We start from the raw sequence: 22,428 nt of genomic DNA, 5'->3' as shown, positions 1-22,428 counted from the left end.
AAGGGATTGGGGCATGGCTCTCTCCCTGACGGGCAAGAGCGCGTACCTCTTAGTGTCGGCTGCGTCCGAAGCGCTGGCGGCCGATGTGGGAAGCATAGGCTTCAAATGTGCGGATGACAAAATCTTACAGGACTGCCTGCCCTTTCGGGTGTCCGAGGGAAGCGGAGGGTTCGAAGCCGCCCCACGGTCAAACCGCTGAGTGCTCTGACGGTTTTGAAGGCCCGCCCCCGACACACCTCTTGGTGCGATGCATATCGGGGGCAGGGAAGGTGGTCAGTCGGCGAAGGCTGTGCCGGTCTTCCGGGCCGCTGCTATGGCTTGGGCATGCCCGTGGAAGACGTGCCATTCGCAGTTGGCCGCAGCCCCTGCGGAGCGCCGGGTAATCAGCCTCGTCGACGTGTTCGAGGTACGTCGCCAGCGTCAGCCCATGCTGCCGAAGCACATTGCGGTCCAGGTGCTGGCTGAACGCAGCCACAACAACATCAGCCTCAACCTCCTCGATCCCGAAGGCCTTCCCCGGTCTCCATTTCTCAGTCGCGACATAGGCGTCAACGATGAATTGCTGTTGAGGTTCGCCGTGCGTCTCCTAAAGCGGTCAAAGCTCTGGTCGGCTGCCCCCGGGTCCTGTGGTGAAAGAGAAAGGGCGCACGGGGTCGACGCGCGTTGCTTCTCTCTCGGTTGGGCCCCGAAATTTCTACCAAACATTCCCGACCTACATTAGAGTTCCCTTATGGTATCCCTGCGGTACGACGCCAGGCAGGAATCGAACGAGACCTGGACGGTGTTCGACCTATTCACCGGGCTTCCGGCTGTGTTCGATGGCTACCCAGCCGTCGATCTCGACATGGAGTATGCCCGACGATCTGGTAGACATCCTGAACGCTATCGACTTGAAACGCAGGGTCGGCCGAGGTGATCTCTGATTGGAACCATAATGTCCTGAACGAGTTTGACGCTAGGGGTGGAGTAGTTCCCAATCATGGCCGACCACTATCGATCAGGGCAGATGTCGGCCGAGAACGCTGTTCGGCAGATGATTGCGTCCGATGAAACCCGTCATTACCTTTACAAGTGTTAGATTTGAAGGTCGAGGTGCATTGATTTCTTCATCTCGTGACCCATCAGATGACCGGCTGGGTTCTCCCACGTGGGAGGGTGCGATGAAATCTCAAGCGGTCTTGAAGCCCCTGACCACCGCAAGGGAGCTGGTCGAGGCGGCGATCCATTTCATCCCGGTCGGCAGCATCGTCTCAGTCCGAGACATCGTTGCCGCAGTCCGCAAAGCTGACCCCGATCTACAAGTGACCGACTGTGAATTGGTCGAGACCATCATGGACCGAGCCACGCTCCATGGGCAATTCGTGTGTTTCGATCTCAGACAAGTCTGATGAGCCTTCACTGGTTCGACCCTCCGGTCCCTATCAGCGGCAAGAGCGCCGGTACGACCTACAACGTCAACAACGTCGAGGCAGCCTCCGCGCATCTTTTCAAGTGGACCAAACGTGGCCCTAAGTGGAAGGTTGCGACGGACGTTTGCAGGGCCGCTCTGGGTGATCGAGCAACACCTCAGGAGGCCCGGCGGTGCTTCAGGCTCGCTGCCATTGAGGAGGGCGTGCTGCTTGCTTAAAAAGCAGGCGAAGTATCGGATGCTTAATCCCGAACATTTTCCATGAGTGTTCACCGTGCATCCAAGATAGTTGCTATGGATTACCTTAAGGACGGGGCAGGGGGGCTCAAGATGTCCGTTCTTCCCCTCCTGCCGCAGTCGGCGGAAGAATTAGTCTGAACGACTTGCGAAAACTGGCTGAAGATGAGGCCTGAAAGTTGCGCCATGTTGCCGTTCAGCCTTGGGCATCGCGCTCCGCTACGGTCACGCCGTCCATGACCCTGTCACTCGGAGAGGGGCCGGATTGCCTGATCATCATCGACGAGTTGGCAGGACAGGCATTGGCCGAGGGAGGCGAACAATCGCCCCAGCGGTGCTGTCGCTTGTTTGCGCCTCCGGCACCGTCCCGACGTTGGACTAGCCCAAGAAAGCCACTGAGGGCGACACGAGCGACCAGATATTGCTCATGGCGTTCCGCTGCGCCGATGATGAGCGTTGCTCCCGAAGGCAACACTCAGCCCGCTCGGTTCGATGGGTTTAAGCCTGAGCTGCAGAACAGAGCAGCGGCGAACGCCTGTCCGAGCATGCACATCGTCGCGTCGGGATTGTGATAGCGGAGGAACGCTGTCTATGGATCGCGTCAAATCACCAGTACATACATCGGCTATTTGAGGTTCGCCTCAAGCTCTTCATTCCCAAAAGAATTGTCTCCCAGGTGCGGCTCGATATCCGAAGCCTGGCGATCCTGTGCCACAGGCTTGCCTTCAGGTCCGCACCCGCAGGGATTGCTCCAGCCTGTCGGCGATCTGTGTGACGACATAGGCGATCACCATGTAGATCACGACGGCAATCACGAAGGCTTCGAGGTAGTAGAAGTTCAACGCTGCGGTCAGCTGGGACTGCGCGAATATATCGACGACCTCGATGGCGAATCCAAGCGAGAGCGCCTTCATGATGACCATCATCGAGGTGGTCAGGTCGGGAATTGCCGTGAGGGCCACCTGGGGAAACAGCACCCGTCGAAACAGTTGGCCCTTCGTATAGCCCAGCGAATAGGCCGCGTCGGACTGACCCGTGTCAAAGGCGTTGAGGGCTCCTTTGATGATCTCCGCCTGAAACGCGGCGACACAGCCGGTTATCGCAATGACAAGGATAACCCAGTTGGGCGTTTCGTGGGCGTTGAAGTCTATGCCGACCAATGAAAACAGAAACTGGAGCGCTGGGGGAAGACCGAAATAGGCCAGGAAAATAACGATCACCATCGGGACGCCCTTGAACACGACCTTATAGGTCACGACAAGCTCCCGCAGTAGCGGGATCCGCCTATATTCGACGAGCGCAAAAAGGCTGCCGACGATCGTCGACAGGACGAAAATCGTGAACGCCATGGCAAGCGTTACGGGTACGGCGCCCAGAATTTCCTGCGAGTCTTGGAGCAAAATGTCGGTATCAAACATGGTCGAATACCCTCGTTCCGTTCAGGCGCTCGCGATGAGCGCGTTCTTGATCTGAGCTTTTGCCGTTGCCTCTGGTGCCTGCATGGGGGAGCGAAGCTCGAAGAAGCGCACGATGAGCCAGGCAATCAGGCACATCACCGAATAGATGACCGCCAGCACGAGGTACGTTTCGAACTGGTACTGATTATAGTCGCGCTCCATGATCAAATGCGCAGTCGCCATGACGTCCGCCGCCCCGATGTACATCACCAGCGCAACGTTATGGATCAGGTAGATGACGGAGTTCCCGTAGCCGGGCAACGCAAAGTGCACCGCTTGCGGGCCGACAACGCGAGTGATTTTCTGGCGGAAGGTATATCCAAGACTGTCGGCCGCATCATGCTGGCCGCGATCGACGGCCAGGTATGCAGGGCGGAGGACTTCCGACAGGTAGCCGCCGTGGTAAAAACTCAATGCCACCATCGCGGCGATCGTCGGCGAGAAAAAGTCTTCGGAGCCGAACAGAACCACCAACAAGGGAAGCCCGTAGAATGCGACGAACAACTGGAGGACGACAGGAACGCTGCGGGCATAGGATACGTAGAGGTCCGCCAGGTGGCTGATCACTGGCACCCTGTGAACCCGCAGAGTTGTCGCGAGGAGAGCCAGGCAGAACCCAGCAATGAGGGCCGTAAACGTGATGGCGAGCGTCAGCGGCAACGCCGAGAGCAACTCGGGAATCATAGCAGAAACATCCACTTTGACACGCTCCTTCTTGCGATTTAGCCTCGCCGTTGACTATCCAAATGCGGTGAGGGCGGTCTTGTTACTTCATGTACTTTACGATGTCCTCGCCGAACCACTTCTGTGAGAGCTTGTCGATCGTGCCGTCGTCCTTGAGTTGCTTGAGCACCTTGTTGACGTCCTCGGCCAGGACCTTGTTTTCATCCGACTTGTGAATCAGCATGTAGGTATTGTTGCTGTAAACGGGATCTGAGGCGACAATATCGAGCTTCTTATTGTCGATAACGGCCTGTTCACCGAGATTAGACGGTAGAACCAATGCGTCGAACTTGCCGTTTTGAACTTCGTCCAGGCGGTTCGGATAAGGGATGCCCGCGCTCGACGCCGTGACGTCGAGTTTGTACTGTGGGTTCTCTTTCTGCCAATTCATGATGAACTTGTAGGTTCCACCGCCGGCTGTGGTCGGAACGATCCTTTTGCCGACCAGGTCTTTCATTTCCTTGATGCCGCTGTCTTTCTTGCTGTAGATTTTCATCAGACTGGCCCCCATCGGGTTTTCCGGAATGATGAATTGCTTGGCGCGCTCGGGCGACTTGTAGTAGCCGCCGACCGCGATGTCGTACTTCCCGGTGGCAAGGCCGGTTTCCTGAGCGATGTCCGAGACACCTTCCATTTCGAACTTGTACTGCGGCAGCTTTGCGTTGATCGCTTTGAGGAGTTCGGGTTCATATCCTTGTGGTTCGACGCCGATCGCCCCCCAGGCCAGCGGCTTGGATTCTGCGGACGTTGCGATCTTGATGGTCCGCACGCCCTCACCAAAGCTGGACCCCGCACTTGCGAGGGCGATTGCCATGCCGCCCGCTACTGCTAGAGCGAATCGACGGGAAGAACTGAATTTGATTGCAGACATTGCTTATGTTCCCTTCTTATTGGAGTGAGTGTTCAGAACTGAGAAACTGAGCAAGCCTTGGGCTGGACGGTGAATCGAAGATCTCAGCCGGGCTGCCATCGGCGGCAACGACGCCCCGATCCATGAAAACGATGCGGTTAGAGATGCTTTTTGCAAATTGCATCTCGTGGGTCACAAGGAGCGAAGTGATGCCAGACGATGTGACGTCTCTAATCACCTTCAGAACTTCGCCAACAAGTTCAGGATCCAGCGATGACGTCGGCTCGTCGAAGAGCATCACATCCGGCCGAACTGCCAGCGCACGTGCGATGCCTGTACGCTGAAGCTGGCCGCCCGAGAGCTGGGATGGATAGCTGTCTCGCTTGGAGGAGAGGCCGACCCGGTCGAGCTCTCTGAGCGCGATTTCCTGAGCCTCTTCCTTGGATTTGCGCTGCACCACGACCAGCGGATCCATGACGTTCTGAATGACCGTCATGTTCTTGAAGACGTTGAACTGCTGGAAGACCATTGCTGTCCGCAATCGGATCGCCTGGACAGCATTCTTGTCGGCTCGCTGATAGTCCATCTGGATCTGATCGAACGCGATAGTCCCGGATGAGGGCCTGGCCAGATAGTTGATGCACTTCAGCAGCGTGGTCTTGCCGGTGCCGCTAGGGCCGATGATCGACACCACATCTCCGCGTTTCACCGAAAGATTGACGCCGTTCAGGACCTGGGTGGTTCCATAGGACAGTCTTATGTCTTTGAGCTCGAGCATTTCTGATTGGTGTCCTTCATTTCCTAGAGGAGGGACGGACAGCCAGAACAGCTGGATGATTGCGGAGTAGCCAAAAACTCATCTGCATTTTGGTTCCCTCTTATCCCTATGAGCCATCGGTTCAGCCGGCTCTGATTGGAGACGCCTGGCATGGGTGCGGTGACGGTGCGCAATGTCATTTCCCGGTCTGCGCATGGCCGAGAACGTGCATCAGCCGGTTTGCCCAGCCGAAGATCGATATGGCGTGGACAAGGTCGATGATCTCGACATCATTCATGCCGACGGATCGCAGCGCGGCGATATCGTCTGCCGTCGCTTCCGACGGCGCCGCCGACAGGCGGCGGGCAAAGCTGTAGATTGCCGCATCGCGCGGCCCAAGCTTTTCGGGTTTGTCGAGGTACAGCGTGGTGACCACTTGGTCGCTCTTGGTCAGCTCTGCATGCCTGCGGGCGTGGACAACGGCACAGAATTTGCAGCCATTGACGATCGAGGCTCCCAACGCGCCAAGTTCGCGATCGGGACGAGCGAGCCCACCCTCGACGTACATGATTGCGTTGAACAAGATGGTGCGGGCAAGATAGCTTTCCGGATCATGCACAAGGGTCCGTACATATTCCGAAACTTTCTTGGCGGAGGGCGTAACCTTCATCGCATCGAGCTGTTCCGGCGTGGCCTCGGACAGCTCGACCGGCGCGATGTATGGCTGCCAGTTCAGCGGCTTCAGGCGCACCGAGGAAATCATGACGACCTCATCAATCGCAAACCGGTCGCTACCCGCGTCTGGAAATTGACGAAGGCAATCAGTTCGGAGAGCGCGACGATCTGAGGATTGCTCAATCCGGCCTGGGCAAGCAGGGCGATGTCGCTCGCCTGCGCCTTTTTCGGCGTCAACGTGACCAGGTCGGCGTGCCGGGCGATAGTCGCCAATGGCTCTTTCAGAGCAGTTTCGCCCTGGGCCACGGCCAGAAGCTGCCCTGTCGCATCAAGCTGAGCCAATTGCGTGTCAAATTGCTCTACCAAGGCAGCATCGCCATTCAGGGCGGCCATGCGACGAGCAAGAGCAACTCGCAAAATCGGCGCCAAACCTTGGTCGTGGGCGGGGTGCAGTACGGAGATGCGACATTCCTCGGCCCCTTGCACGAATTCCGGCCGAAACCGACGCGCTCTGAAAAGCTCATCGTCCGGCGAAAGACCGGCGGCTTTGTCAATTGCGTCGATCACCACGCGGCCTCCCTCTGCAGCAAGGGTGTTGAATCGACCCATTCGTCGCCCAGAAGTTCGGGCGTGTCGTAGGCGATCAGATTGGCGAAGTGGGTTTCGACATCCTCGGCAAACAGCGATGCGGCAATGCCGCGGACCAGACGGTCGGCCCCGGCGGTGACGGCCGGGATATCGCCGGAGACCTTGCCATGGGTCAGCATGGCGGCGTCGTTGAAGCAGTGGATATGCGCCAGCATCGGGCAGGAGCCGGGGACGCGTTCGCGAAACTCGAAGGCGGGACCGAGATCCGGCGCGTCCGACATGCCTGCACGAGCCGGCCCCATATCCGGCCTATATCGGCCATCCGACCAGGTGCGGATATGTGGGGCGATCGCCGCAAATTCCGGCCGGCCGCTGAAGTCATTTGAAAAGCCGGTTGCCGCGATCAGGAAGTCGTAGCGCATCGGCCCCTGCGTGGTTTCCACCAGCAGGGTCCCGGCCTCCTCCTTCGCCGCAACTATGCCGCAGTCGAGAAGGAACCGAGCATTGGGGTGCCGAGACACGCGAAGTGTCGATGAACGGGGCGGCGGTGTCTGGGTCGAGGCGGTATAATCGAAGAATTTCCACTTCCAGGCGTCGGGCAAGTGATGCATGCCGAGTACAACACCCGGGCTGCCAATGCCGGTCAGCTTGTTGATGCGCGGCATTTCCTTGCGCCGGATCAACATGTCGACAGAGCCGGCTCCCGCCTCGAGTGCCGTTGCGGCATTGTCCATGGACGAAGCACCAGCGCCGATCACCGCCACACGCTTGCCTTTCAGCGCATCGAAATCGATGTCGTCGGCAGAATGGGCCCAATAGGCGCGATCGATGCCGCTGAGGAAATCGGGGACGGCAAAACCGCCCAACCCGGACCGACCGGTGGCCAGAACGAGACGACGGGTGAGAACCCGGCCGGTTTCCGCGCCATCGATATCGATCGCAATCAGATCTCCCACGGCTGTCAGTCCGGTCATGCGCACGCTGTTGCTCACCGGCAGGCCAAGAACCTTGCGGTACCAGACCAGGTAATCCATCCACTGGCCCTTGGGGATTTTATCCAGCGACCGCCAGGCCTCAACGCCCCATTGCGCCGTGAACCAGGCGCGGAACGTCAATTGCGGCAGGCCGAGCGACGGACCGTGCAGGGTTTTCGGCGACCGAAGCGTTTGCATGCGGGCAAAGGTCACCCATGGTCCCTCGAGCCCGGCCGGAGCCGCATCATAAGCCACGACATTGCTTATCCCGGTCAGCACCAGCTTTGCCGTGGCAGCAAGTCCGCACATGCCGGCGCCGATGACCACGACATCGCGGACCGGCACGCCATCGTGTGAACGCGCCGGAACCCATGGCTTGGCGGGCAGTTCGAGAAAGTCGAGATCCTGCGCGAGCTGTGCTTCGAGCGCAGCAAGACCTGTCGACGTTGGCGCGGCGGGGGTATGCTTCATATTCCCGTTCCGTAATTTGTGCCGGACGCAGGATCGCTCACCAATTGGCCAGCCAGGGCCGGATCGAGTTTCTTGAAGCCGACGATCGACCGTTCGGCCACCGCCTCGACCGCATCCATCAACGCCTGCGCGACTGGACGAAGCGGACGTTTTTCGGCAGCCACAACGCCCCAATAAAAGAGAACGGTTGCGTCGATCGGGCGGATGACGACATCGGGCAAGGCGACGCCATAAGCGGTGAGGGGATCGATGACGGCGGCCGCACCGGTCTGACGCACGATCTGTAACGCGCCATATGCAGTATTCGTCCGGATCACTGGCCCGGTGTCGATGCCCCTGGCCGCCAAGGCCTTTGAGACATGCAACTGGAAACGTAGGGGGTTGAGCAGTGTGGCGACGCGTCGACCGGCAAAAGCGGAAAGCGGTATGACGTCAAGTTCAGCCAGCGGATCGTCCTCCCGCACGGCAGCAACATCAGGCGCCGAATAAAGCCGCAGCACATCCAGACCAGGCGTATCGAGCGGCAAGCTTGAAAACCCGATCTCGGCACGTCCGCTGCGCACCTCCTGGGCGACGATCGAGGGCAGAAACTGCCCGAGATGCGTCTCGTGCGGAAGCTCGACACCTTTGAGTTCGGCCATGGCCGTCGGGATCAAGCCGGTTCCGATCGCGGAGGTGGTAACAATCTGCAGGATCCGCCCTCGGCCGGCGGCAATCATCTTGGCCCGCGCAGCAAGCTCGGTGAAGGACATCAGCAAGCGCCGCGCCTCCTCCTCGAAAGCCACACCCTCCTCGGATAACTGCACCCGGCGACCGACACGGTGCAGCAATTCGAAGCCGAGCTCCGCCTCAAGATCCTGAATGGTGCGTGTGACCGAAGGCTGGGAACACCCGAGCATCGCGGCAGCCTTGGTGATGCTGCCGTTGGCGGCAACGGCAAGAAAGGCCTGGAGATCTCGTGTTTCCATTCACGCCTACATGCGCATTGTGTATGAGTAAGATCGTCTCATGCAGTTTTGATATATGTCAAGGCGGAAATGAAATATGGCCGGAGACGCCTCGGAGATTCGCCATACGGTCGGAATGATACGCAAGCCCACGGAGCGTCGTCGGTCGTCTCGGCCATGTGGCTCGAACGCGTTCCAGCTGAACCCCGTGGAGCGATTCCTGGGTAGCGAGGCTCAAGGAAGCGATAGGTTTCAATCGAGTTGTGCCTGCCTGCTGGCCGTGCATGCAATGGCGTTCGCCCCGCTGCGATCGTAAAGACTGGAACAGGAGAAATCCTATGCGGGTGAGTATTCTGGGGGCCGGCGCAATTGCTTACGGCCTTGCTGCCTGCTTGGCGGAGGCGGGACACGATCCAATGCTTTGGTCGCCGTCGGGAGAGCGCACCAAGGCACTGGCCACCGGCGAATTGCTAAAGGCCACGGGCGCTGTCGAGGCAACGGTGTCGGCGCGTATCGCCAAGGATTGTAAAGAGGCTATTGCCGCAGCAGACGTTGTGATGGTCGCGCTGCCGGCTAATGGGCACAAGAAAGTGGTGGATGCTGCCGCTCCTTATCTGAGGGAGGGAATGCCGGTAATCATCAGCTCTCACAGTTCTTTCGGCGCGCTGTATCTCTCCAGGCAATTGGCGGAACGCAAGGTTCGCCTGCCGATCGTCGTCTGGGGCACGACGTTGGTGACCGGCCGTCAGTCCGGGCCAACAGAAGTCCACGTTGCCAGTGTTCGCCAGAAGGTCGATGTCGCGACGCTCCCGTTCGACGCGATGAACCAAGGGTTCCGACTTTGCACGACCCTGTTTGGAGATCGTTTCGTCAAGCGCGACGGCATGCTTGCTATCGCGCTCAGCAACCTCAATCCGCAGAACCATCTCGGGATCGCTCTTCTTAATCTCACACGCATGGAAAAGGGAGAGCAGTGGAGCCAGGCCGGAAACGTCACGCCGGCTGTCGGCCGCTTTATCGAGGCTCTGGATGCGGAACGATTGGCGATCGCCGCCCGTTTTGGAATTGCCGTGCGCACGGTTGAAGAGCATTTTTCATTGTCGTTTCACGTCCCCATGGCCACTGTTTCGGAAATGAATCAGGAGATGGATCGCCAAGGCCGCGGCGGCTTGGGCCCGTCAACTATCGAAAGCCGCTATGTTCTGGAGGACGTTCCCTTCGGGCTGCTGCCGACGGCACTCTTGGGGAAGATCAGCGGAAACCCAGCGATCCTCCATGAGGCTGGAATTTCGATATTCTCTGCAGCCTACGGTCGCGATCTTAAGGCAGACAATGATATCCTTCCTGCGCTCGGCATCGAAGGAATAGGAAAAGTGGATCTGGAGAACCTTTGCCGTAAGGGTTTTTAGCGACTCTTCACAGATGATGACGCGGGCAACCGGACAGCGATACGCGTCAATCAACCCGCTCTCATCTCCAGTCAAGCGGCTGCAAGTTTGTTGCGGAAGCCGACGGATCGGCTTCCGTTCTTATATGGCGCCCTGCCGCATCACGAGCTTGACTTCGGCACCCTGGCCTGGCGCCAACGTGAAGGATAGCTCGTCTTGCCTTCCATCTGGGCCGGATCGGGGCTTCCGAGGTTGCTTCGGTGGCAGGCGCTGCAGCAATGGCCGGAGCCTCGGCAGGAGCGATCTCTCCAGCTGTCACATTATCTTGCGCAACGGCCTCCCCAGTTGGGATGGCTGCGACTCGGGCTGTTCGGCTGTCAGGGCAACGAGGAGATTTTCAATTCGGTCCATGCGCGCTATCAACTCGGCCGGAGGGACCATTTGCGTCATCCGCTCGGCCGGGGCCTTCGCCGTGGCCATTTCGTCCGCTGCCGCCTCAGCTGCCAGCTGTGTCTTGATTTCGCCCATTCTGGTGAGGCCGAGCAATCTGCCTGCTCCGGTCGGATCCATCGCATACTCGGAGCATGACGACCGTGACGAGCACGGCAAGCGCCGTCAGCGCGGCAATCATGGTGGAGCGCTTCAGCTGCGCTGACGTTGGCAAATCGGCGCGGCTGGGAAGGTCGGTGTTGTACATGATTGCGGTTCCTTATGCTGCGACGAACAGGCCGGTGAGCTGATATCCGATCAGCAGGAAACCAGCCGTCATCATGATGACGTTTGCGGTATAGGCGTGGCGCCAGAAGCTGCGTGTCCGGCGCCAGTAGCCCATCACGATCAAGATGGCGCCGAGGCCCGTGAGTTGGCCGATCTCGACATCGACATTGAAGGCCAGCAGGTTCAGCACAAGGCCGTCAGGCGAGATGTTGTATTCGATTATCTTCGTCGACAGACCGAATCCGTGGAAGAAGCCGAAGACCAGCGTCGCGACCTTGGTATTCGGCTGGAAGCCGAGCCATCGCTGGAATGCGCCCATATTGTCGAGTGCCTTGTAGACCACGGACAGGCCGATGATCGCGTCGATGTAGCTGTTGATGCCGACGTTGAAGTAGACGCCAAGCAGCATGGTCGTGGAGTGGCCGAGCGCAAACAGGCTGACATAGATGCCGATGTGCTTCATCCGGTAGAGGAAGAAGATCACGCCGAACAGGAACCGGATGTGGTCGTATCCAGTCACCATGTGCTTGGCGCCGAGATAGATGAAGGGCTCGGCGGACAGGAGATCGACCTCGTCTACAACCGCCTGGTCGATTTTACCCTTGATTGGCCGGAGCATGCAGCGCTCAGGGCGGCTTATCAGGACGGCGCGGTCGTGGTCACGCCCAATCCGCACAACCATGCGCTTTATGCGAGCAAGCGCGATCTGACATTGCTGTCCGATCCAAAGGCGCTGGAAGCATTGGGCCTTTCGCCGGAGATGCGCTCGCGGCTCGATGGTATTCCGCGGACTACGCTGGTCACGCCCGACAATGCAGATGCCATGTGGCAATCGCGCAAGAACATGTTATTCAAGCCACTCTCCGGTCATGGCAGCAAAGCGGTCTATCGAGGCGACAAGGTGACGAAGGGGGTTGGGCCGAGATCGCCCGGGGAGGCTATGTGGCCCAGGCATTTGCTGCACCGGTGCAGCGCATGATCGAGATCGATGGCGCACCCACACCGCGCAAGATGGACGTGCGGCTTTATGCTTACGATGGCCAGGTGCTGGTCGCCGCCGCGCGCCTCTATCAAGGCCAGACCACCAATTTCCGCACACCCGGCGGCGGTTTTGCCCCTGTCCTGGTCGTCTGAACATGGACTGACCAGCTAGAAGCCCAGCGTAGCGAAGGTGAGGATGGCGAGAAGCGGCGACGTCCGCTGCTCCAAGGCCAATCACCCGTTCACGAGCCTGGCATATGCCAGGCGCCGATGCCTTTTCCCGCCATCCAGCTCGGCCCTTGATGAACTGAAAGGCTCACGGCGACTATTTCCTTTCCCAATCTATGAATAGCGGACCTTGCGCGAACTCCGGGATGCGGCGGGGCACGCGAGTGGGATATCGCGCGGGCTTCTTGTGGACCAAGATAATGGCGGTCGCCGAGAGTTCGAGCGCGCGCTTGACTACTTCTCGCGGGCAGACAGGCATGGGATCGACGGTGCCTGTCTGCTGCAACTGGCGCGTCGGCGATGAGCGCGTTACTCACCGCATCAAATTTGATGTACATTCCTTTGGGGAGGTAGCTGGGAGGTTACTCTTGGGCGGGGGTAGTACATGGCATACACTTCACAGCCGTCGTTGCTCGGAATCGAACGTATTCCATCCTACGTCGGACTTAACAACGATGACATGGGGCTTATCAGGGCGTTGAGGTTCACGCCGAAGCGCTATCCAGCGGAGACGGTCATCGTCGGCCAGGGCGAGGCCTGCGATCGCGTATTCATAGTCGAGTCGGGCTGGGGCTGCATTTCTCATGAACTCGCGGGCGGGCAGCGACAAATTCTGGATTTCGCCCTGAGAGGCGATATCATTCTGCCTCAGTCAATCCCGGGCAACGCTCTTGAAACGTTTATGGCTCAAACCGAGCTCTCGGTTTTGGTGACTTCCACCGAGACATTTTTCCCAGCTGCGATGAAGTCGCCCCATCTTTTCTCCCTTATTCTCGAAACGCTGGTACACCGCGCAGCGGTTATCGCTCAACATCTCACCAATGTAGGTAGACGCAGCGCCTTGGCACGTACGGCGCATCTGTTCCTCGAGCTAAGGGCGCGTCTCGAACGAATCGGCTCCGTCACCCGTAACAGCTATGAATGCCCTCTCACCCAGCACGATCTGGCGGACGCTCTCGGCCTCACGCCAATTCACGTCAACCGAATGCTGCGGGAACTGCGCGAGCGTAAGGTCCTCGAATTCCGCAAAGGCCATGTTCGCGTGCTAGACCAACAAGGCCTGACGAAGCTCGCTGGATTCGAAAGCGGCTACATCGAATACTGATGCGTATCGCCCTATCAACACTGACGTTTTCGCATTGCGTGAGGCAATTGCGCTGATACCAACATCGACGTCGCTTCCGACCGGGCGCTCCGGCTTCAGAGCCAGCGATGGGCATTCTCGATGGTAGTCGTGCAGTGATCTATGATGCGGGTTTCGAACGCCGGATCGGCGCCTGTCACCAAAAGCAGGTGGATCGTCTCGACGCCGCGGACGGCCGCCGAATAGCGAAGCGGCATCCAGTCGTCAGCCGCTCCACATGCTGGGATTGTCTCGATCAACTCGGATGATTTACGCTGGCTCAATATCAGCGAAGCAGGAGTTTCCTGGTTAAGTCGACCACACGGTCCCGCTCGGACGTGGGCCAGCCTTGAGGATGGCGCGTCTCGATTGCGAACGCGCCCTCGGAAGTGGCAGTTAACTTGGTGTGGCCATCGCGAAATCTCAGTGCCTTTCTTGTATAGCCAAGGTCCTCCAGCGAGGAAGCAACCGCGTCGCCGCAATATCCAGAAGTTGCGAACAGGATGACGCGTGGGGTGAGGGACGCGATCTCCTCTTTCAATGCCGTGAAATGAGGTTCCGAAAGCCCGCGCCACCGATGCGCAGGCGGCGGCCTGGAACCGCCAATCTCGTCCATTTTGCAAATGTTCGTCCACGCGACCTTGCGGCGACTGGGATCAATCAAATCCAGCATCTGCCAAAAGGCAGATTTGTTTCTCCTCTCAACCATCCACTTGGTGGACGCGAAAACACTTGCCGCCTGATCATGGTTGGAGGCAACCAACTTGCCAAGCGGCCCTGCGCTCTTGCCAACATAAAGCAGTGCAAGCTTACTGCCGGGATCGTATTCGGGGCCGATGCCCGGCGCGAAAACTCCAGATGAAGCCCATCCGGCGTCAACTGAAATGCGATTGCAATCGACGAGTTTTTTCCAAGTTCCTGCGGTTATTGGAAGCGCCCGATCCATATTCTTCCCCCCAAAATTCAAGCGATCAAAGCCGCAGCTGAAGGGGGCGTCAAGTCTATCCCCCTGTTCATCCGCATATGTGAGTGAGCACGGCACTATCCGGGCATTGCTTGGCGGTCCGACAAAATCGCTCGAGCTCTTGTCAGTGACCTCGAATGGCGCAAACAGTTCTGGCATGCTGGGCGATGCGCGTGGTCAGGGACTGGCGTCCCCGAAAGACGGCACATTAGTGCGGCGCCGATTGCTCCATCTGGCGCGACCGATTTACGCCACCAGGCGCTCGAGCCGTCCCGCCTGCACCGACGCTCTCATCATTGCCGCCATGAATGGGAACCAGAAGTTTGCGTTGCCATAGTTGCGGATGACGACTTCGGATCCCTCGCCAACCGGCAGGATAGAATAGTCCACTCCGCCGGCAAATGGTCCGGAGACATACTTCATCCGAACCAAGCGTCCTGGTTCGAACTCGGTGACCTCGATCACCCATTCAAATGATCGGCCAATAAAGGCACCGTGCCGCCGGACGCGCGTGCCAGTGCCATAGGGCGGCGGCGTAATGCGGCAATCGCGGTGGCTGAGGCCCAGGCGGTCGGCGTTGACGACCCCACCGAACTTGCCCATCTGCGTCCGGGAGGGGTGGCAATCAGTTCTGACTCTACGCCGCCCGTGCTCGGTTGAGAGTGACGATGCTCGATGCACGACCTTATCGCTGTGATAGAAGTAACACCGCGCTGGTGGTGGCTAACCCGGCAGCCTTTGCCACGTTTGCCGTGCTGTTCGGTGGCGGAGAATTTACCGTTGGACGCTATTTCTTGACGGAGCGTATTGCCAATCTGGAAAGCCGAATTGCGCGACGCGACGAGGAAATCGAACGCCGCATAAGCCACCGGGTCAGGAGACCGCGACGGGCGGGTTCGAGGCATGGACGGACGAGTAAGGAACATCCCTTCCTCGTTGGCAGCACTCTCGAATGCCTTACGGGCCTCCTGAGTTGGCATCTGATCAGCCAGGCAGGCCATGCAGATGCGCACCGCATAGTTCCATTTAGGGCCACGCTTGGTCCACTTCAGGAGTTCCTCGGCGGCGCGTTCCACGTTGTTGACGTGGTGGCACATCCCTGCCCGCTCGCAGCTCACGGGGGCTGGAGGGTAGAACCAATGGCGGGCCATCAGGGCTCTTTAAGATCGAAGCACACGAACTGCCCGTGGAGCGTGGCCCGGTCGACAATGATTTCGACCAGTTCACAGTCTGTCTCTCGCAAATACGGATTTGATAATCGGACTGCCGCAACGGCTTCCTTGACCGAGACGATGCTGCCGCATCGGACGTGATGGATAGCTGCCTCTATCGCCTCTTTGGCGGTAGGACGGAACGCTTGAGCCGTCATAGCCCTCCTCCCTCCCCAGGGAAGAAACCCAAGCATTCATCTAGGGGTCAATCACACAAATAAATCAATGTTCGGAACGTACCGAGCCGAGGGGATGGACCTTACGGGGGCTCAGGGGGTTTCGGACGGTTCGTCTCGTCCTTTCAGATCAAGCAAAGCAAGCAGTGCCCCGATGGCGCCAGGCAGTTCCGCCTCGATCTTCAGATCTAACACCTTGTGCAGGTAATGACGGGTCTCATCGGACGCAATCATCCGCCGAACAGCGTTCGCGGCCGACATCTGCCCTGATTGATAACGCTCAGCCATGATTGGGAAATACTCCACCCCAGAGCGTCAAACTCGTTCGGGACGGTATGGTTCCAATCAGAGGTCACCTCGGGCGACCCTGCGTTTCAGATCGACGGCGTTCAGGAGGTCCAGCAGATCATCGGCATACTCCATGTCGAGGTCGACGGCTTCGTGGCCCTCGTACACAGCCGGCTGCCCGGTGAAGACGTCGAATACCGTCCAGGACTCGTCGCGTTCTTTCCTAATGTCGTACCGCATGGATACCATTAGGGAAGTCTAATGTAGGTCGGGACTGTTTGGTAGAAATTTCTGAGCGGGTGATCGGATAACACGCACGCGCGCTGACCCCCCGTGCTCCCTCATTTCCTCCACGCGTGTGCGGCGAGGCCGCTTGACCTGACACGCTGCGAGCACAAGCTTCGTCATGCGTCAGTGCAGGATTTTAGGGAAGGAACTTAGCCTTAGACTAAGAAGGTGCGTCGATAAGCACGCACGGAGTCAACTTTCTCGACGAATGGATAGCAGGACATCTTCCAAACGCCATCACCGAGATCCGCCGCGATACAGGGGGAATGAAAAGCCGGCGGTCGTCTTGGGGACGGCGTCGCCGGCAAGTGGCAGGCTGTTGGGCGGGGGTGGGCGGTAGCCTGCCATCCATCATTGCCGGCAGTATGATCTTAAGTGATCAGATTAGCTAGTGGTGATTTAGCGCAAATCCAACTCCAAATTTGCATCCGAGCGTGCCGCCCGGCCATGCGGCCCGACACCTTTTGACAGAGGAATGCCAACAAGGCGCCGGGCCTGACCGACGAACTAGCCCGCCGGTCATGCGCTGGTCGGTCACGCCTACAGCCGGGCAAACTTGTCTAGATGCAGGCGTATCCGCTGGCCTTCAGCGAAGGCGAGAGCGACCGATTCCAGTTCGAATGATTGGGTCCGTTCCTGATCTTCCTCGACCACACGGACGAACCATTCGCCGCAGGCTTCAATCACTTCGATGCAAGGACGACCTTTGCCGTTGAGTATCTCGCTATCCATCGCATTGCCTCCCCGCAACATGAGGACATTGCGAATTTATATGAATGCTGAATCGGCCATGCAAGGCTGGGTACGAATCGTACAAAGGGAGGCCAGCGTCAAAGCCAGTCTGATCTTCGCCTGGCCAGATCCGGAACATTCCTGATAGTTTCCTTGACGGCAGGGGCCCCAACGCTCCTGCAAGTCCCTTGATCCTGGGGCGGCCCGTCGCTGCCGTGAATGGGGCGGCGGGCGTTGTTGGACCACATTCTTGTCGCCATCGAGCGGTTCTCCTCCAGCGCTGCTACTTCAAAGGTGGCGATCGTTTTCGGTGGGGCAGGGTTGCCTTGGCCAAGGGAGGGAAGCCAAAAGGCGCGCGCTTGCCGCAACCGACATGCTCGCAGACCCGCTCGAAGGCCTACGCACGCGGGCCGAGGACGAATATCGCCAGCAGCACGATAAAAAGCACGGTGGCGATCACGACACCCCACTTGAGAACTTTTCTGGTGCCGCGCTGTTCATCGTCGCGAGATAAATTCTCCGCCATCGCAGAATTCCTACCGGTGAACTTCGATTAATCGAAACGTGGAGCGTCTAGGCCGGTTCCCCTGCCGCGTGCAAATGCCATCGCCGTGCTCTTGGTGTTCCAAGCAAAACCAAGGCGATGGCTGTTTTGGTCTGGCAAAGCGTACGCTTCACGCCGCGTCGCACTCGCAGACGTGATTTTCCATCCGCGCTGACGCACGCGGGACCGCTGTTCCTTCGGCAAGTCACCTCGGTTCATCGCTCATGGCGACAAGATTCCACAGCACGACCCGATCGACGCCTGCTGCTCACTTGGAGACGGCCATGGCCCTGTTCGGTGTATCTATGCACGTGTTCGGCTGTGCCGGGCCTGTTCAGCCGAGACGTTACGGCTCGCGCCGATGGGCCGCGTCTCGGCGCAGCGATTGTTCCCGGACAAATCAGCAATCCGAAAGTTGGCAGTGATGTGAATAGGTGAAGGAGGGTCGTGCCATCGCCGATTGTTTGAAGGCTGACTTCCGCTTTCAGGTATTCCGCAGAGCCCAGATCGCACCTCTGATCGAGTCGGTACCGCCGAGGCTTTATGGAGGGACTGAGCGTATCGTTTCCTATTTGACGGAAGAGCTGGTTCGACAGGGCCACGAAGTGACGTTGTTCGCCAGCGGCGATTCAAGCACCTCGGCCGAACTGGTCGCGTGTTGCAATGCTGCACTACGGCTGAACCCTAGCGCCCAGAACCATGTTCCGTATGACGTCATGATGCTTGAAAAGGTTCGCAGACGGGCGAATGAATTCGATGTGCTGCATTTTCACGTCGATGTTCTCCACTTTCCAATGATCCGTGAGTTAATTTCGACGCGCCTTTTTCCGGAGCAGAGGCGGTGAGGGTACCCTCGTCGCCTTTCGCTACCGTTCGACTAGGACAAGGAATTCCGTTATCGGCAGGCGTTATCGCGGCCATGAATCCGACGAGGCGGAGAAGCCGTCGGCATACCTGCGGCGCTCGGTTCCCTTGCCGAGCCGGCGATGTGCAACAATGCGAGTGGAATTTTCGCGGCCGTGTAACGACGTGCTGTGCGACGGCCACTCCGTCGAGTCCGGACCGCAGAGCACCAGCAGTTTTTTTGGGAACATCAGCGCCGACTGGCCGTTTGGGGGGTATCTGACTTGGACAGAGAGGAGCTCAAGAAATGCCAACTCCGAGTGGCCATACCGACGCCATCCGCGCCTCGCGCGTAATTGGCACAACTGTCTACAACACGGCGGGCGAGGAAATTGGTACGATCGACGACGTGATGCTCGAAAAGACCGCGAATGGCATCATGTTCGCAGTGATTTCCTTTGGCGGTTTTCTGGGCATCGGTGAAAGATACCACGCGGTGCCATGGTCCCTCTTGGATTATGATCCGGACCGCGGCGGATACGTTGTCTCTTTCAGCACAGATCAGCTCAAGGCCGCGCCGGCCTACTCGATCGATGAACTCACCGTCGATGATGGAAGGCCGGCCCGCGAAGCTTCGTATCGATATTGGAGGGTCGAACCCTACTGGCACTGATCTTGATGCCAGCCCTTGTGGCGTATGCTGATGTGGGCGCGCGAATGCGCGCCCCCGTCGTCACATCCGAAGGACCAGCACTCGAAAAGCGGCGATCCGAGGCAGCGAGGTTCTTCCAGATGGTGTGCCGCCAGACGGCGACAGTCGCAACGCCACCGAGAAGAGTGGTGAATTGCCCGACGAAGAGGACGATAACGCGTACCAGAACAGCGACGAAGCGCTGCCGGATGACGAGGAAGAGCGTCTCATTTCGCAGAACCCCTCGAAGCTGGACATCGACGAGCCGTAGAATTCCCTCAGTCGCAAAGCTGAACGGCGACGGTCTCGAACACTCCGTAATTCGAAGCGCCCGAACCTGCCGACTGATGGTCAGCCCTTTTGTGCACCACCAACGAATTCAACGGCAGGGCAGTTGAAATCCGGGGTGAAAAAACCTGACCGAACACAATTCTATTCAAGGGAACCTCTCCGAAAAATGCTCGTTGGTTGTGGCAATGCACATGAACCGATGGAGGCTTACATGATTACGAAAATCCTCTCCGCGTCCCTGCTCACCATCGCCTTGGCTACCTCGGCCATGGCGCAATCGAATGGTTCAAGTTCCACCACGACCCAGGCGGGCAGCACGACCGGCACCAACGGCACCATGGGCACCGGCTCCGGTACGCCGACAACATCTGTCGATCCAAACGCGACAAATTCGACGAGGGCCCCAAACGGCATGAATGATCGCTGCAAGGACACGGCGGGCAACGATGTCGACAACAACACAGCCAGCGGCACGGCAACGTCGAACGTTCAGAACTGCAACAAATAAGCTCCTGCCTGAAAGCGCTGCCGGTTTGTTCACTTCCAGTGAATGCACAACCGGCAGCATGTTCACGGCTGCAAGAGAAGGTGGCGGATCCATGGGTCGACAGCCTGCGTCCATCCGGCAAGCAAGGTCGGGGCTCTTATGGACGGAGGGCATATTGGCGGCCGTCGGCCTCGGCTTGGCGGTCTGGTTCGTCCAGGCAAACCACCGCGAGAGCCTGCGCGAGACTACGATCATGCAGGCGGTCGGCGGCGATGCCGAGCGCGGCATTCCGGCGATGATCCGCAATGGCTGCGGCGGATGCCACGAAATTCCTGGTGTCCCCGGTGCTCAAGGCACGGTCGGCCCCTCCTTGCGGGGCGTTGCGCAGAGAACGTATGCGGCAGGCACCGTCTTGCGAACCTCTCCAGATGCAATGATGCGCTGGGTCAGCAGAGCGCGGGACGTCGATCCGAGGACGGCCATGCCCAACACCAACCTGTCAGAGCAGGAGGCGCGCGACATCACCGCCTATCTCTACGCACGAACGTGAAACGGCCTGGGTGCAGATTCCTCGCTCGCATTCCCGACGGACGGCCGCTTCACATTTGTCTTGCAATTGCTCCATGGCGCCTTGCGAGCAGGAACGCCAAAACGAGCATAAATCCCGCTCCACCAGCCACCAGAGCCTGTGCTGCCAGCAGCATGACCGTCTGTTCTGTTGTCGAGCCCGCCCGCATCTGGCGCACGTCGGCTGCTGTGACGCTTACTTCGGGATTTCCGAACCGCGCGGTCACATAATTGGCAAGGCTCGTCACCTGGCTGTCATCCAGCCAGTCGCCAAAGGCCGCCATCGATTTGCGGCCGGCCACGTCGCCCGCCCTGACGCCGGCTAGGATCGTCATGACGACGTTCTCGGGAGCAGCGGCGCCGAGCACACTGTTGCGGGTGAGCGACGGATAGGAGCCGTCCGCCGATCCCTCTCCATTCACCCCGTGGCATCCCGCGCAGAGCGACCGATAAACATCGGCGCCTGCCGAGTTGCCGCTGCCCTGCGCCGTGGTCCTCGATGAGTCATTGGCCGTGGCAACAGGCGGATTGCTCCATGCGAAACGCGGCCGCTTCTCCTCGCCTGATTGGGCAGGCACATCCCTTAGATAGGTGACCATGGCTCGAATATCGTCATCCGAGAGGTGTTGCAGACTGTTCATGACTGTTTCGGCCATCGGACCGCCTGCATAGGCTTTCCCAGGCACGGCGCCAGTCTTGAGAAATCGAAACAGTTCGTCGTCGCTCCAGCTGCCTATGCCCGCGATCTTGTCATTGGTGATGTTGAAAGCCTGCCAGATGCCAGCGGTGCCGCCGGCAAGCTTGCGATCTTCATCCATGCCGAATGTGGTGTTCCTCGGTGTGTGACAGGCGCCGCAGTGGCCAAGGACCTCGACCAGGTAGCTGCCCCTGTTCCAAGCTCCGGTTCGGCTCCGATCCGGTGCGAAGCCGCCGACATGGACATTCGCAAGTTTCCACAGCCCGAGCGCCCAACGCTGGTTGAATGGAAAGGGAAGGATATTGCTCGGTCGGGGCTGGGCGATCGGCACTTGCGTGAGCAGATAGGCGCGGATCGCCAGCACGTCCTCGCGGGTCATTCTGGCAAAGCTGTCAAAGGGCATGGCCGGGTAAAGATCGGCCCCGTCGCGCCTGACGCCTTCCCGAACCGCCCGCACGAACTCGTCGGCGGAATAGCGCCCGATGCCAGTATCGAGGTCCGGTGTGATGTTGGTCGAATAGACATCGCCGAAGGGGGTTGGCACGCGGTAGCCTCCGGCGAATGGGCGGCTCGGGTTGGACGTGTGGCAGCCGACGCAATCGGCGGCACGGGCGAGATACTCGCCTTTCTGGATTTCATCCGCCCGCAGCTGTGTGCACGGAGCCAACAATGTCAAGGCGACCGTGATGATCTGAAAGACGAGGCCCAAGGGTGCAGGGATTGCGATAAGCCGAAGCGAAGCCTTCCGACAACAGATAGCCGACCGCAAGCTCTTGCGCATGGTCACAATTCGCACCCGGTGAAGATCAGTCCGGCCGCCATTTGCGCCAGCATGATGAGCATGAACAGCGTTCCGATGCCGACCGAAGTTCTGGCTAGAAACGCACGCGTGCGTGCCTTCAGGGGCGGGCTCGTGCCGTGCCTGCGGTCATGGGCGGCGCGCCACGACAACAGGACGCCCGCCGTCGCGACGGCGACACCGATCAGGGAGAACAAGGCGGTGGGGCGAAAGCCGGTGTGGCATTGCCAGTACGCAATCGCATAATCGAGCTGCAGCGATACCGCCCACGCGGTTGGTCCGGCCGCCAGGCCTGCCCAGGAAATACCGGTGCGGATCGCCTGCAT

Annotated in this window: 30 protein-coding genes and 3 pseudogenes; 11 read left to right on the top strand and 22 right to left on the bottom strand. The window is 59.1% G+C overall.

Features of this window, described 5'->3' with window-relative positions; genetic code table 11:
• The 3 genes from NKJ90_RS29110 to NKJ90_RS29100 all read left to right on the top strand — a co-directional run.
• Positions 1-199 (top strand): hypothetical protein (locus NKJ90_RS29110; protein ID WP_352487437.1); only part of this gene is annotated, 199 nt, incomplete at its 5' end.
• Between the two features lie 961 nt (positions 200-1,160).
• Positions 1,161-1,388: a hypothetical protein gene (locus tag NKJ90_RS29105; protein ID WP_023762685.1), complete on the top strand. Its 228-nt coding sequence runs from the start codon at positions 1,161-1,163 to the stop codon at positions 1,386-1,388.
• Complete coding sequence (locus NKJ90_RS29100; protein WP_023762686.1) at positions 1,388-1,627, top strand: DUF982 domain-containing protein; 240 nt, start codon at positions 1,388-1,390, stop codon at positions 1,625-1,627. The genes NKJ90_RS29105 and NKJ90_RS29100 overlap by 1 nt, the downstream gene beginning before the upstream one ends.
• Before the next feature lie 743 nt (positions 1,628-2,370).
• On the opposite strand, the gene NKJ90_RS29095 is transcribed toward NKJ90_RS29100, so the two are convergent.
• The 8 genes from NKJ90_RS29095 to NKJ90_RS29060 form a co-directional block, all read right to left on the bottom strand.
• Positions 2,371-3,063 carry an amino acid ABC transporter permease gene (locus NKJ90_RS29095; RefSeq protein ID WP_023762687.1) on the bottom strand — a complete coding sequence of 231 codons (693 nt, stop codon included), beginning with the start codon at positions 3,061-3,063 and terminating at the stop codon, positions 2,371-2,373.
• Between the two features lie 21 nt (positions 3,064-3,084).
• Positions 3,085-3,801: an amino acid ABC transporter permease gene (locus NKJ90_RS29090; RefSeq protein WP_031261278.1), complete on the bottom strand. Its 717-nt coding sequence runs from the start codon at positions 3,799-3,801 to the stop codon at positions 3,085-3,087.
• A 67-nt stretch (positions 3,802-3,868) separates the two neighbouring features.
• Complete coding sequence (locus tag NKJ90_RS29085) at positions 3,869-4,696, bottom strand: transporter substrate-binding domain-containing protein (protein ID WP_352487434.1); 828 nt, start codon at positions 4,694-4,696, stop codon at positions 3,869-3,871.
• Positions 4,697-4,712: 16 nt separating this feature from the next.
• Positions 4,713-5,453 (bottom strand): amino acid ABC transporter ATP-binding protein, encoded by a 741-nt coding sequence (locus NKJ90_RS29080; protein WP_023762690.1) that lies wholly within the window; start codon positions 5,451-5,453, stop codon positions 4,713-4,715.
• 175 nt (positions 5,454-5,628) lie between these two features.
• Positions 5,629-6,195, bottom strand: a complete 567-nt coding sequence (locus tag NKJ90_RS29075) for a peroxidase-related enzyme (RefSeq protein ID WP_352487432.1) — start codon at positions 6,193-6,195, stop codon at positions 5,629-5,631.
• The gene (locus NKJ90_RS29070) at positions 6,192-6,674 is read right to left on the bottom strand and encodes a CMD domain-containing protein (RefSeq protein ID WP_031261280.1); all 483 of its coding nucleotides are present in this window, start codon (positions 6,672-6,674) and stop codon (positions 6,192-6,194) included. The genes NKJ90_RS29075 and NKJ90_RS29070 overlap by 4 nt, the downstream gene beginning before the upstream one ends.
• Positions 6,671-8,140 carry an NAD(P)-binding domain-containing protein gene (locus tag NKJ90_RS29065; RefSeq protein WP_023762693.1) on the bottom strand — a complete coding sequence of 490 codons (1,470 nt, stop codon included), beginning with the start codon at positions 8,138-8,140 and terminating at the stop codon, positions 6,671-6,673. The genes NKJ90_RS29070 and NKJ90_RS29065 overlap by 4 nt, the downstream gene beginning before the upstream one ends.
• A complete protein-coding gene (locus tag NKJ90_RS29060; protein WP_023762694.1) occupies positions 8,137-9,108 on the bottom strand; it encodes a LysR family transcriptional regulator in 972 nt (323 codons plus the stop codon). Before NKJ90_RS29060 ends, NKJ90_RS29065 begins: the two co-directional genes overlap by 4 nt.
• A gap of 317 nt (positions 9,109-9,425) precedes the next feature.
• Here NKJ90_RS29060 and NKJ90_RS29055 point away from each other — a divergent pair, with 317 nt between their 5' ends.
• Positions 9,426-10,496, top strand: a complete 1,071-nt coding sequence (locus NKJ90_RS29055) for an NAD/NADP octopine/nopaline dehydrogenase family protein (protein WP_023762695.1) — start codon at positions 9,426-9,428, stop codon at positions 10,494-10,496.
• A gap of 294 nt (positions 10,497-10,790) precedes the next feature.
• Here NKJ90_RS29055 and NKJ90_RS33625 read toward each other — a convergent pair whose 3' ends face one another.
• A complete protein-coding gene (locus NKJ90_RS33625) occupies positions 10,791-11,021 on the bottom strand; it encodes a hypothetical protein (protein ID WP_050589494.1) in 231 nt (76 codons plus the stop codon).
• 163 nt (positions 11,022-11,184) lie between these two features.
• A complete protein-coding gene (locus NKJ90_RS29045) occupies positions 11,185-11,811 on the bottom strand; it encodes a HupE/UreJ family protein (RefSeq protein ID WP_352487429.1) in 627 nt (208 codons plus the stop codon).
• Positions 11,812-11,847: 36 nt separating this feature from the next.
• On the opposite strand from NKJ90_RS29045, the gene NKJ90_RS29040 reads away from it, so the two are divergent.
• Entirely contained in the window at positions 11,848-12,171 is a 324-nt protein-coding gene (locus tag NKJ90_RS29040) for a hypothetical protein (protein WP_352487427.1), read from the top strand.
• Positions 12,168-12,326: a hypothetical protein gene (locus NKJ90_RS29035; protein ID WP_023758264.1), complete on the top strand. Its 159-nt coding sequence runs from the start codon at positions 12,168-12,170 to the stop codon at positions 12,324-12,326. The genes NKJ90_RS29040 and NKJ90_RS29035 overlap by 4 nt, the downstream gene beginning before the upstream one ends.
• Before the next feature lie 172 nt (positions 12,327-12,498).
• Here NKJ90_RS29035 and NKJ90_RS29030 read toward each other — a convergent pair.
• Positions 12,499-12,690: pseudogene (locus NKJ90_RS29030) on the bottom strand (JAB domain-containing protein); the annotation flags it as partial.
• A gap of 96 nt (positions 12,691-12,786) precedes the next feature.
• Between NKJ90_RS29030 and NKJ90_RS29025 the strand changes: the two are divergent.
• Positions 12,787-13,506, top strand: coding sequence for a Crp/Fnr family transcriptional regulator (locus tag NKJ90_RS29025; RefSeq protein WP_023758265.1), 720 nt, complete (start codon positions 12,787-12,789; stop codon positions 13,504-13,506).
• Between the two features lie 95 nt (positions 13,507-13,601).
• Here the strand turns inward: NKJ90_RS29025 and NKJ90_RS29020 are convergent, their stop codons facing one another.
• The 9 genes and pseudogenes from NKJ90_RS29020 to NKJ90_RS28980 all read right to left on the bottom strand — a co-directional run bounded on the left by NKJ90_RS29020 (position 13,602) and on the right by NKJ90_RS28980 (position 17,709).
• Positions 13,602-13,742: a hypothetical protein gene (locus NKJ90_RS29020; RefSeq protein ID WP_023758266.1), complete on the bottom strand. Its 141-nt coding sequence runs from the start codon at positions 13,740-13,742 to the stop codon at positions 13,602-13,604.
• 68 nt (positions 13,743-13,810) lie between these two features.
• Positions 13,811-14,647, bottom strand: coding sequence for a hypothetical protein (locus NKJ90_RS29015; protein ID WP_352487424.1), 837 nt, complete (start codon positions 14,645-14,647; stop codon positions 13,811-13,813).
• Positions 14,648-14,734: 87 nt separating this feature from the next.
• Positions 14,735-15,091: an SRPBCC family protein gene (locus NKJ90_RS29010; protein ID WP_352487441.1), complete on the bottom strand. Its 357-nt coding sequence runs from the start codon at positions 15,089-15,091 to the stop codon at positions 14,735-14,737.
• A gap of 335 nt (positions 15,092-15,426) precedes the next feature.
• Positions 15,427-15,639: pseudogene (locus tag NKJ90_RS29005) on the bottom strand (DUF982 domain-containing protein); the annotation flags it as partial.
• Complete coding sequence (locus tag NKJ90_RS29000) at positions 15,639-15,857, bottom strand: hypothetical protein (protein ID WP_023758274.1); 219 nt, start codon at positions 15,855-15,857, stop codon at positions 15,639-15,641. The pseudogene NKJ90_RS29005 and the gene NKJ90_RS29000, both read right to left, overlap by 1 nt.
• Positions 15,858-15,968: 111 nt before the next feature.
• Positions 15,969-16,163, bottom strand: a complete 195-nt coding sequence (locus NKJ90_RS28995; protein ID WP_023758275.1) for a hypothetical protein — start codon at positions 16,161-16,163, stop codon at positions 15,969-15,971.
• A 57-nt stretch (positions 16,164-16,220) separates the two neighbouring features.
• Entirely contained in the window at positions 16,221-16,403 is a 183-nt protein-coding gene (locus NKJ90_RS28990) for a hypothetical protein (protein WP_352487422.1), read from the bottom strand.
• A gap of 588 nt (positions 16,404-16,991) precedes the next feature.
• Positions 16,992-17,183 carry a hypothetical protein gene (locus NKJ90_RS28985; protein ID WP_352487421.1) on the bottom strand — a complete coding sequence of 64 codons (192 nt, stop codon included), beginning with the start codon at positions 17,181-17,183 and terminating at the stop codon, positions 16,992-16,994.
• Positions 17,184-17,580: 397 nt separating this feature from the next.
• On the bottom strand, positions 17,581-17,709 hold the full coding sequence (locus NKJ90_RS28980) for a hypothetical protein (RefSeq protein ID WP_352487372.1): 129 nt from the start codon (positions 17,707-17,709) through the stop codon (positions 17,581-17,583).
• Between the two features lie 482 nt (positions 17,710-18,191).
• On the opposite strand from NKJ90_RS28980, the pseudogene NKJ90_RS28975 reads away from it, so the two are divergent.
• The 4 genes and pseudogenes from NKJ90_RS28975 to NKJ90_RS28960 all read left to right on the top strand — a co-directional run.
• Positions 18,192-18,533 (top strand): annotated as a pseudogene (locus NKJ90_RS28975) (glycosyltransferase); the annotation flags it as partial.
• 344 nt (positions 18,534-18,877) lie between these two features.
• Complete coding sequence (locus tag NKJ90_RS28970) at positions 18,878-19,243, top strand: PRC-barrel domain-containing protein (protein WP_023758279.1); 366 nt, start codon at positions 18,878-18,880, stop codon at positions 19,241-19,243.
• Positions 19,244-19,763: 520 nt separating this feature from the next.
• The gene (locus NKJ90_RS28965) at positions 19,764-20,060 is read left to right on the top strand and encodes a hypothetical protein (RefSeq protein ID WP_352487420.1); all 297 of its coding nucleotides are present in this window, start codon (positions 19,764-19,766) and stop codon (positions 20,058-20,060) included.
• Between the two features lie 154 nt (positions 20,061-20,214).
• Complete coding sequence (locus tag NKJ90_RS28960) at positions 20,215-20,589, top strand: c-type cytochrome (protein ID WP_352487419.1); 375 nt, start codon at positions 20,215-20,217, stop codon at positions 20,587-20,589.
• Positions 20,590-20,638: 49 nt separating this feature from the next.
• Here NKJ90_RS28960 and NKJ90_RS28955 read toward each other — a convergent pair whose 3' ends face one another.
• Both NKJ90_RS28955 and NKJ90_RS28950 read right to left on the bottom strand, forming a co-directional pair.
• Positions 20,639-21,847 carry a c-type cytochrome gene (locus tag NKJ90_RS28955; protein ID WP_352487417.1) on the bottom strand — a complete coding sequence of 403 codons (1,209 nt, stop codon included), beginning with the start codon at positions 21,845-21,847 and terminating at the stop codon, positions 20,639-20,641.
• A gap of 239 nt (positions 21,848-22,086) precedes the next feature.
• Complete coding sequence (locus NKJ90_RS28950) at positions 22,087-22,428, bottom strand: hypothetical protein (protein WP_023758286.1); 342 nt, start codon at positions 22,426-22,428, stop codon at positions 22,087-22,089.

This window comes from Mesorhizobium sp. M0051 (assembly GCF_040323235.1).
GTDB lineage: Bacteria > Pseudomonadota > Alphaproteobacteria > Rhizobiales > Rhizobiaceae > Mesorhizobium.
Note: the sequence above shows the minus strand (reverse complement) of the source record. Positions and strands in the feature narration are given on the sequence as shown.

Excerpts from the sequence above, each read along its gene's own strand:
- NKJ90_RS29105 (WP_023762685.1), top strand. The coding sequence starts at position 1,161 with ATGAAATCTCAAGCGGTCTTGAAGCCCCTGACCACCGCAAGGGAGCTG.
- NKJ90_RS29100 (WP_023762686.1), top strand. The coding sequence starts at position 1,388 with ATGAGCCTTCACTGGTTCGACCCTCCGGTCCCTATCAGCGGCAAGAGC.
- NKJ90_RS29095 (WP_023762687.1), bottom strand. The coding sequence starts at position 3,063 with ATGTTTGATACCGACATTTTGCTCCAAGACTCGCAGGAAATTCTGGGC.
- NKJ90_RS29085 (WP_352487434.1), bottom strand. The coding sequence starts at position 4,696 with ATGTCTGCAATCAAATTCAGTTCTTCCCGTCGATTCGCTCTAGCAGTA.
- NKJ90_RS29080 (WP_023762690.1), bottom strand. The coding sequence starts at position 5,453 with ATGCTCGAGCTCAAAGACATAAGACTGTCCTATGGAACCACCCAGGTC.
- NKJ90_RS29075 (WP_352487432.1), bottom strand. The coding sequence starts at position 6,195 with ATGATTTCCTCGGTGCGCCTGAAGCCGCTGAACTGGCAGCCATACATC.
- NKJ90_RS29065 (WP_023762693.1), bottom strand. The coding sequence starts at position 8,140 with ATGAAGCATACCCCCGCCGCGCCAACGTCGACAGGTCTTGCTGCGCTC.
- NKJ90_RS29060 (WP_023762694.1), bottom strand. The coding sequence starts at position 9,108 with ATGGAAACACGAGATCTCCAGGCCTTTCTTGCCGTTGCCGCCAACGGC.
- NKJ90_RS29055 (WP_023762695.1), top strand. The coding sequence starts at position 9,426 with ATGCGGGTGAGTATTCTGGGGGCCGGCGCAATTGCTTACGGCCTTGCT.
- NKJ90_RS29045 (WP_352487429.1), bottom strand. The coding sequence starts at position 11,811 with ATGCTCCGGCCAATCAAGGGTAAAATCGACCAGGCGGTTGTAGACGAG.
- NKJ90_RS29035 (WP_023758264.1), top strand. The coding sequence starts at position 12,168 with ATGATCGAGATCGATGGCGCACCCACACCGCGCAAGATGGACGTGCGG.
- NKJ90_RS29025 (WP_023758265.1), top strand. The coding sequence starts at position 12,787 with ATGGCATACACTTCACAGCCGTCGTTGCTCGGAATCGAACGTATTCCA.
- NKJ90_RS29020 (WP_023758266.1), bottom strand. The coding sequence starts at position 13,742 with ATGCCGCTTCGCTATTCGGCGGCCGTCCGCGGCGTCGAGACGATCCAC.
- NKJ90_RS29015 (WP_352487424.1), bottom strand. The coding sequence starts at position 14,647 with ATGCCAGAACTGTTTGCGCCATTCGAGGTCACTGACAAGAGCTCGAGC.
- NKJ90_RS29010 (WP_352487441.1), bottom strand. The coding sequence starts at position 15,091 with ATGGGCAAGTTCGGTGGGGTCGTCAACGCCGACCGCCTGGGCCTCAGC.
- NKJ90_RS29000 (WP_023758274.1), bottom strand. The coding sequence starts at position 15,857 with ATGACGGCTCAAGCGTTCCGTCCTACCGCCAAAGAGGCGATAGAGGCA.
- NKJ90_RS28995 (WP_023758275.1), bottom strand. The coding sequence starts at position 16,163 with ATGGCTGAGCGTTATCAATCAGGGCAGATGTCGGCCGCGAACGCTGTT.
- NKJ90_RS28990 (WP_352487422.1), bottom strand. The coding sequence starts at position 16,403 with ATGCGGTACGACATTAGGAAAGAACGCGACGAGTCCTGGACGGTATTC.
- NKJ90_RS28985 (WP_352487421.1), bottom strand. The coding sequence starts at position 17,183 with ATGGATAGCGAGATACTCAACGGCAAAGGTCGTCCTTGCATCGAAGTG.
- NKJ90_RS28980 (WP_352487372.1), bottom strand. The coding sequence starts at position 17,709 with ATGGCGGAGAATTTATCTCGCGACGATGAACAGCGCGGCACCAGAAAA.
- NKJ90_RS28970 (WP_023758279.1), top strand. The coding sequence starts at position 18,878 with ATGCCAACTCCGAGTGGCCATACCGACGCCATCCGCGCCTCGCGCGTA.
- NKJ90_RS28965 (WP_352487420.1), top strand. The coding sequence starts at position 19,764 with ATGATTACGAAAATCCTCTCCGCGTCCCTGCTCACCATCGCCTTGGCT.
- NKJ90_RS28950 (WP_023758286.1), bottom strand. The coding sequence starts at position 22,428 with ATGCAGGCGATCCGCACCGGTATTTCCTGGGCAGGCCTGGCGGCCGGA.